The sequence below is a fragment of the Streptomyces sp. P5F9 genome (genome assembly GCF_057961495.1).
Map to the genome: position 1 here is coordinate 1 of NZ_JBXVPZ010000445.1, position 7877 is coordinate 7877.

7 protein-coding genes are annotated in these 7877 nt (G+C 71.8%); 1 reads left to right on the forward strand and 6 read right to left on the reverse strand.

What is annotated here, in order from left to right; genetic code table 11:
* Positions 1–1248 (forward strand): hypothetical protein (locus AC31A1_RS41880; RefSeq protein WP_489658325.1); only part of this gene is annotated, 1248 nt, incomplete at its 5' end.
* Between the two features lie 48 nt (positions 1249–1296).
* Here the strand turns inward: AC31A1_RS41880 and AC31A1_RS41885 are convergent.
* From AC31A1_RS41885 to AC31A1_RS41910, 6 genes are all read right to left on the reverse strand, one after another.
* Positions 1297–4011: a SpoIIE family protein phosphatase gene (locus AC31A1_RS41885; RefSeq protein ID WP_489658326.1), complete on the reverse strand. Its 2715-nt coding sequence runs from the start codon at positions 4009–4011 to the stop codon at positions 1297–1299.
* A 262-nt stretch (positions 4012–4273) separates the two neighbouring features.
* Positions 4274–4681: an ATP-binding protein gene (locus tag AC31A1_RS41890; RefSeq protein WP_489658329.1), complete on the reverse strand. Its 408-nt coding sequence runs from the start codon at positions 4679–4681 to the stop codon at positions 4274–4276.
* A gap of 154 nt (positions 4682–4835) precedes the next feature.
* Positions 4836–5246 (reverse strand): (deoxy)nucleoside triphosphate pyrophosphohydrolase, encoded by a 411-nt coding sequence (locus AC31A1_RS41895; protein ID WP_489658327.1) that lies wholly within the window; start codon positions 5244–5246, stop codon positions 4836–4838.
* Between the two features lie 31 nt (positions 5247–5277).
* A complete protein-coding gene (locus tag AC31A1_RS41900; RefSeq protein ID WP_405868747.1) occupies positions 5278–5469 on the reverse strand; it encodes an SPOR domain-containing protein in 192 nt (63 codons plus the stop codon).
* A 342-nt stretch (positions 5470–5811) separates the two neighbouring features.
* A complete protein-coding gene (locus AC31A1_RS41905) occupies positions 5812–6564 on the reverse strand; it encodes a GntR family transcriptional regulator (protein WP_043674834.1) in 753 nt (250 codons plus the stop codon).
* 147 nt (positions 6565–6711) lie between these two features.
* Positions 6712–7877 (reverse strand): DUF4190 domain-containing protein (locus AC31A1_RS41910; RefSeq protein WP_489658328.1); only part of this gene is annotated, 1166 nt, incomplete at its 5' end.

Sequence of the window (7877 nt, forward strand, 5' to 3'; positions counted from 1 at the left end):
CCCCCCGTCACCCCGCTCCCCGTACTGGAACGCCAGGCCGGTGCCGCCCTCGTCCAGGCCGACGACTGTCTGCGCACCAGCCGTGAGGAACTCGCCTTCGTCGAGGCCCGGTTCGGGGCGGCGGCCGTCGAACCGTTCGAACGGGCCCTGCGGGACGCCGAGCGCGAGCTCTCCGCCGCCTTCGCGATACGCCTGCGCTACGACCGAGGCGTCCCGGAACCGAAAGAGGAAGCCGCCCGGCGGCAGGCCCTCGCCGGCATCGTCGGACGGTGTGCCGAAGCCGGGCGGCGACTGGACGCCGAAGCGCCCGCCTTCGATCAACTCCGGGCGTTGGAGCAGGAGATGAACGAAGCGCTCGGCGTCGCGGAGGCCCGGTTCCGCGAACTGGCCGGCCGTACAGGGGGCGTGGACGCCACCCTCGCCGACCTGCACGCCCGCTACCCGGCAACCGCGGCCTCGACCACCACCGTCACCGGGTACGTCGAACAGGCCAAGGACCGGCTCGTGTTCGCCACCGCCCACCTCAACCAGGCCCGCCAGGCAGCCGACTTGGGACACACCGGCGAGGCCGTACGCGCCCTCCGCGCCGCCGAGGGCGCCATCAGCCAGGCCGACGTCCTCCTGAACGACGTCGACCGGCTCGCCAACTCACTCGCCGCCGCAGCGGAGTTGGTGCCCGCCACACTCACCGGCGCCGAATCCGCCCTCGCGAGGGCAACAGCCACATCACCGACAGGGCCGCTCCACACCCGCCTCGCCCACGCCCACACCACCCTCGCCGCCGTACGAGAGGAACTCACCGGCGACCGCCCCTACGGCTACGACCCCCTCGACGCCCTGCGCCGCGTCGTCCAGGCCATGCTGCCGCTGGGCGGGACGCGGGACGGAGTCCTCGGCGCCGCCGCGTGGCTCGTCGGGCGGAGTGACGTCGGCTCGGCGGACGGTTTCGTGGCCACGCACCGGGGTGCCGTGGGCGTGGAAGCCCGCACCCGGCTGGCCGAAGCGGAGCTGCTGCTCACCACCGACCCGGCCGCGGCCGACGTACCCGCGCTGGAGGCCCGAGAGTCGGCCGAGCAGGACGTCCGTGTGCACGGGAACCCGTACGCCGGTGCCGCCGACGAGCACACGAGCGGGGTCGGCGGGGCGGTCCTCGGCGGGATCCTCCTCGGCGAGGACCCGGACGGCGGCCCGCCCCTCACCTTCGGCGGACCGGCCACACGGAAACGCCGGGTCCTTCCGCCGACGTAGAGCACCGCAGTCGAGACCGGCACCAGCCACATCCGCGGCGGACCGCCGTCAGAACAGACTCAGCAACGCCTCCGCCGGATCCACCACCCCGTTCTCCCCGTCCGGCAACGGCAGTTCGAACCACACCGTCTTGCCGCGTGGCGTCCGGCGGGAGCCCCAGGCCGCCGACAGGAGGCCGACCAGCTGCAGGCCCCGGCCGCCCTCGTCCGTGTCGCGGGCGCGGCGGCGGCGGGGCTGGACCAGGCCCGCGTCCCAGACCTCGCACACCAGGGTGCGGTCCAGCAGGAGGCGGAGCCGGATCTCGCCCTCGCCGTACCGCAGCGCGTTCGTCACCAGTTCGCTGACGAGCAACTCGGCGGTGTCGATGAGGGGTTCGAGGTCCCAGGACTGGAGGCGGGCGCGGGCGTACTCGCGGGCGCGGCCCACGCTGCGGGGTTCGCGCGGCAGGGTCCAGTCGCCGACCGAGTCGGCCGGCAGGCCCTGGACGCGGGCCATGAGGAGCGCGATGTCGTCCTCGCCGTGGTGGGTGTCGAGGGTGCTGAGGACGTGGTCGCAGACGTCTTCCAGGTCGCGGTGGGTCTCGGCGTTCAGTGCCGCCGCGGGGGACGGGCTGCCGTCGGACGAACCACGGGTCGCCGGGTCGGTCAGAGCGCCCACGAACGCCTGGAGGCCCTCGTCCAGGGGGTGGTCGCGGGATTCGACCAGTCCATCCGTGTAGAGCGCCAGCAGCGCGCCTTCGGGGAGTTCGACCTCCACCTCCTCGAAGGGTTCGCCGCCGACCCCCAGGGGCATGCCGGGCGGGACGTCGAGCATCAGCGCGGCCTCGCCCGGTTCCACCAGGACCGGCGGGAGGTGGCCCGCGTTGGCGAACGTGCAGCGCCTGGTCACCGAGTCGTAGACCGCGTAGATACAGGTCGCGAGGTACACCTCCGCGAGGTCCGCCTCGCGGGGGCGGCGGGCCGCCCGGGTGGCCTGTTGGACTCCGCCGGGGGTGCCCAGGCCTCGCGCGATCTCGTCCAACGCCGAGAGGACTTCGGCCGGTTCGAGGTCGAGGAGGGCCAACGTGCGGACGGCCGTGCGGAGTTCACCCATCGCCACCGCCGCGCGTAGACCACGTCCCATCACGTCTCCCACCACCAACGCGGTGCGGTGGCCGGGGAGTTCGATGACGTCGAACCAGTCGCCGCCGACCTCCGTCGCCGCGTTCCCGGGCAGGTAGCGGCAGGCGATGTCGAGGCCGGAGGCCTCCGGGTCGCCGGGCGGGAGGAGGGACCGCTGCAGTATCAACGCCCGTTCGTGCTCGCGCCGGTACAGCCGCGCGTTGTCGATGCAGACGGCGGCCCGCGCCGCCAGCTCCACCGCGAGATCCCGGTCCCGGTCCCCGAACGGCTCGCTGCCCTTCGTACGGGCGAACTGCGCGAGTCCTACGACGGTGTCGTGGGCGACCATCGGAACGGCCAGCGTGGACTGGACCGGGCCGCCCTCCTCGGCGGGGACGTACTGCGGGCGGGCGGTGCGCAGGGCGTCCGCGCAGGGCGAGTTGAAGGGGTAGTGGTGGACCGCGCCCACGGCCACGGGTGCGCCGCCGCCCACGAAGGGGGCGTCGGAGACCGCGCTGGCGAAGGCCACCCGGCGGAGTTCCGCGCTGCCGTCGGCGCGGCCTGGCGGGGTCTCGTCGCCGGCCAGCAGGCCCTGGTAGAGGTCGACGGTCGCGAGGTCGCAGAAGCCGGGGACGACGACGTCGAGGAGTTCGCGGGCCGTGGTCTCCAGGTCGAGGGAGTTCCCGATGCGGGCGCCGGCCTCGTTCAGAAGGGCGAGATTGCGCCGCGCGGAGGCGGCCTCGCGGGCGGCGGCGCGGCGGGCGGTGACGTCGGTGCCGAGCCAGGCGATGCCGATGGGGCGGCCGCTGCCGCTGTGCACGCGGTAGAGGTTGATGGACCAGTGGCGGCGCTCCTCGGAGCCCGGCACGAGGCCGGTGACATGCATGTCCGTGATGGAGTTGCCGGTCTCCAGGACGCGGCGCAGGGTCGCGGTGACCCGTTCGGCCTCGGGGCTCTGGAGATAGTCGTGGACGCCGTTGCCGCGGTGGTCGTCGGGGGTGCCGCCGAAGGTGTTGGCGATCTGCTGGTTGGCCCGCCGGACCCGCAGGTCGGGGTCGATCAGCAGGAACCCGAACGGAGATTGACCGAATATCGACTGCGAGGCGGCGAGATCGGTCTCGATCCGGCGCAGGATGCGGACGTCGACGACGATGCAGACGGCGGCCCGCTCGCCCTCCTCGGTCCGGGTCGGCATCACATAGACCTCGGCGAGCCCCTCCTTGCCCGGTTCGCCCCCGGCGGTCCCCGGCACCTTGAAGGGGACCACTCCGGTCCACTCCCGGCCGTCCAGGATCTCGGCCATCTTCCGCTGGCCGCGCTCGTGCAGTTCGGGGTCGACGAAGGCCTCGATGGGATCCATGCCCACCGCGCGCTCCGTGGGGATGCCGAACAGCTGCTCGGCCCGCAGGCTCCACTGGTCGACGAGCCCGTCGGGGCCTATGGAGAAGGAGGCGACCTTGATGTAGTCGTAGATCGAGCCGGGTGGGCTGCTCTGCCACATGGCGTCGCCGACGGTCATCGCGTCGCCGCCGGGCACACCCGACATGACGTCGGCGGCGGACATGCCGTCGCCTCCGGGCACGTCGATGTGACCCGGGGCCTCAGCCCTCGCGCGGTCCGACGGGTCCTCGGACTCCGTGGCCTTCGCTGGTATCTCGCTCACGCGAACCGTCCCCTCCAGCTCACCGCGTCCGGCACCGGTCACCGGGGGCGGCTGCCCGCAGTATCCAGCACTACGGCGCCGCACAACACGGTGTTCACGATCACAGGACAATCCCGATGCATTTCGGACCTGCCCGCGACAACACTCCCAGTCTTCTAACCAGCGGACACGCAGTCGAACCACGCCGATCGACAACCGTCACAGGCCTGAACCAGTCGATGGACACGGCTGTCCGGTTCGTACAGCTGTGTTCGGCCCCGGATCACCCGGGTACGGCCAGCTCGAACCACACGGTTTTGCCCGTCTCCCCGGGCCGGGTGCCCCAGCGGACGCAGGCGTCGGCGACCAGTTGGAGACCCCGGCCGCCTTCGTCCTCGGGGCGGGCGACGCGCTCGCGGGGCGGGTCGGGCAGCGGGTCGGAGACCTCGACCAGCAGCACACCGGCCGGGCCGGCGGGCCGGACCAGCCGGACGCCGATGGGGCCGGTGGCGTGCCGCAGCGCGTTGGTCACCAGCTCACTGACCAGAAGCGCCGCGATGTCGGCGAGGGCGTCGAGGTCCCAGTCCCGCAACTGGCCGCGGACGGCGGTGCGTGCGGTGCGGACGGCTCCGGGGTCCGCGGGAAAGGTCCACTCGGCGCAGTCGCCTTCGGTGTCGATCAAGCCGATCACATCCCGGGCCAGCCAGCTCACCCATGTCCGATTTCATGGGGTTAATGGGCACATACCCGATATCCAGGGCCCGGTACCGTCCCCGAGGACGCACTGTGGCACGAACGGCGTACACCGAGCCGGGCGCGCTCCGCCGTCCCGGCCTACGACGACTTCAGTGCGCCCCCGCGTCCAGGAGCGCGAGTGTCTCCCGTACGGCGGGCACGTCCTGGTCGAGCCAGTCGACGGTCCAGATGTCGGCGGGGGCGAGCCAGCGCAGTTCGTCGTGGTCTTCGAGGGGCTCGGGCTCCGCCGAGCCGGGGAGCAGCCGGGCCGTCCAGACCTGGAGGACGTACGGCGACTTCAGCGGCCACTGTCCCGGGACGCGCCGCACGGTCTCGGCGTCGACGCCGAGTTCCTCGCGCAACTCGCGCACCAGCGCGGTCTCGGGGCGCTCGCCGGGTTCGACCTTGCCGCCGGGGAGTTCCCAGCGCCCGGCCAGTTCGGGGGGTGCGCTGCGGCGCGCGGCGAGCAGTCGGCCGCCGTCGAACAGGGCGGCTCCGACCACCACGATCCGTGTCGTCATGCGCGGGAGCCTACGGGGCGCGAGGGCGCTGTCAGTTGCGGGTGGCGTCCTCGCTCTGCCCGATCCGCTCGACCCAGTAGAGCTGCCTGTGCCCGCGGTCGTCGAGGCTGTCCGCGATCTTCTGGGCCTCGGCGCGGGTCGCGTACCGCCCGACGCGGTAGCGATTGCCGTTGTCGTCCTGTCGTATCACGAGCCAGGGAAGAGTGATCGTGCCGTCGTTCATCGCCATCGCGCCCCTCCGCCTCCCGCTCGCGGTTCGTGCCGTGCCCCACCCCATAAGGAAACCGCAATCCGCATATGCCGGAGCCTACGCCTAACCTTCACGCAGCGAATACGGGTTTTCACAAAGAGGTACGCAACCAGCCAGGACGGAGGGGGCGCACGATGACGAACGCGCCGTTGGCGCACCTCGATACATCCGGTGAGAGGCACGCTACAGGCGCGGTGAACGACCTGCGAGAAAGACCGGAATCCAACGGCGCCCAGGACAGGGCGGATTGACCGGTTCCGGCGACAAATGCCGCAAGGGGTGGACTACTTCACACGCAGCGCACTACTCGGTGCGCTACTTGACCGGCAGGTGGTAGGCGATCCGGTAGCGGTCGGCCGGGACCACGACATCGGCCGTCTCCACCGGGCGCCCCGAGGCGTAGTACGTCCGTTGGATGACGAGGACCACATGCCCGGGGACTCCCCCCAGGGCGAGCAACTCCTCGGCGAGACCCGGCCGGGCGCCGACCTCCTCCGTGACGTTGTCCACGACGACGTCGATCGCGCGCATCCGCTCGACGACGCCCATGCCGCCCAGCGGCCCTTCCTCCGGGAGCATCACGGGCGTACGGCCGGTCACCGCGAGGGGCTCCCAGGACGTGGAGAGCATCATCGTCTCGCCCGCGTCCCGGAAGACGTACTTCGTGCACATCACGCGCTCACCGGGCTGGAGCGCGAGCCGCTCGGCGATGGTGCCGCCGGCCTCGGCCTGCTCGCTGCTGGACTCCCAGGTGCCGCGCGCCTCCCCCTCGGCCTGCTCCTGCCGGAACGGGGTCGCGCCGGTCGGCGGCCGGAACCCGGAGCGGGAGACGCGCCGCGGCACGGGACGCTCGCGCACGTACGTCCCCGATCCGGAGCGGCCCTCGACCAGGCCCTCGGCCATCAGCACCTTGCGCGCTTCGAGCGCGACCGTGTCGGAGACCCCGTACTCCTCGCGGATCCTGGCCTGCGAGGGCAGCCGGGTGTGCGGGGGCAGCTGGCCGTCGACGATCTTCTTGCGGAGATCACCCGCGACGCGCAGATACGCCGGCTGCTCACCGAATGTCACTGGCCGCTCCCATCAGGTTGTACAGACAGCAACAGCCTGGCAACCGTGGGTTGTGCCATGCAAGCAAAGGCCAGAGAATCACTCGATGTGATGACTTATGCCCGGTGTGGGCTTTACCCAGGCACTTTCTCCCCGCTATAGGAGCCGTCACACCTCCATGCCGCCGGCGTCTCCCCCGCCGTCCCCGCCACCGTCGTTCCGGTCGTACGACGGAGGGGTCGTGGCGAGCCCCAGAGCCTCGCGGGCGGTGACCGACTTCTGGGGGTCGATCAGGTCGGCGCCCTTGTCGTAGTGCGCGTAGAACTCGTCGGCGTCCGAGGCCTTGGCCGCCTTCGCCCACTCCTTCTGCGCCGCCCGCAGATCCTTGACCAGGGCCGCGACGGGCTTGGCGGAACCGCCGGGCCACTGGTGGCTGTTGAGCAGGTCGGCCTGCTGGGTCAGCGCGGTCGAGACCCGGCCCGCCCAGGCCTTGTGCCCCGGGAGGTCGTCCTCGACGTACTGCGCGTCGGGGGCCGAGTCCAGCGCCGAGTTGAGGACGTGGGCCGCCTTCAGGTACGCGACCTGGTCGGAGTCGAGGGTCGTGGCGTCGTTGCGCAGCGAACCGCCGGGCAGGCTCGCCTCCTCGTCCGTGTTGCCGAACACGCAGGTGATCTCGCGGTCGCCCAGGCTCCAGCTCTGCGAGGTCGGGGTGACGTAGTAGATGTCCACGTCGTCGGGCACGGCCCAGCCGTCCATGGCGTAGGCGTCCTGGAGGGCGTAGCACTTGTCGTCGGCGGTGGCGGTGACCTTCTTGTCCCCGGGGTACGAGCCGCTGCCCATTCGCACGACGGCGAACACCTCCCCGTCGTGCTCGCCGTCGCAGGACACCACGTCGAAGTCGTACGTCATGCCCTCCAGCGAACCGCTGGGCGCGTCGAAGCACTCGCCCTTCACAGGAGAGGCGCTGGGGTTGTTCCGCGCGCTGTCCTTGACGTCGTCCCAGAAGCCGGCCGCCGCGCCGGTCGCCCCGAGCACCCACACCATCAGCCCGAGCGCCGACAGCACCATGCCGGCCGCGGCCATGCTCCGCCCGCGCTCACCCCGCTTCTTGATCTGGTTCAGCGAGATCAGCCCGAGGACGACCCCGACCCCCGGTACGCAGCACAGGATGCCGAGCACGAGAGCGGCGACGGACATGCCGTTGAGGGGCGCGGGGTTGTTGTACGGGGTGTAGCCCTGGGACCAGGTCTGGTAGGGCTGCGGGCCGTAGGGACCCGGAGGGGTCTGCGTGCCTTGGGGGTACGGGGCGTAGGGGGTCTGCTGCGGTGTCCCGT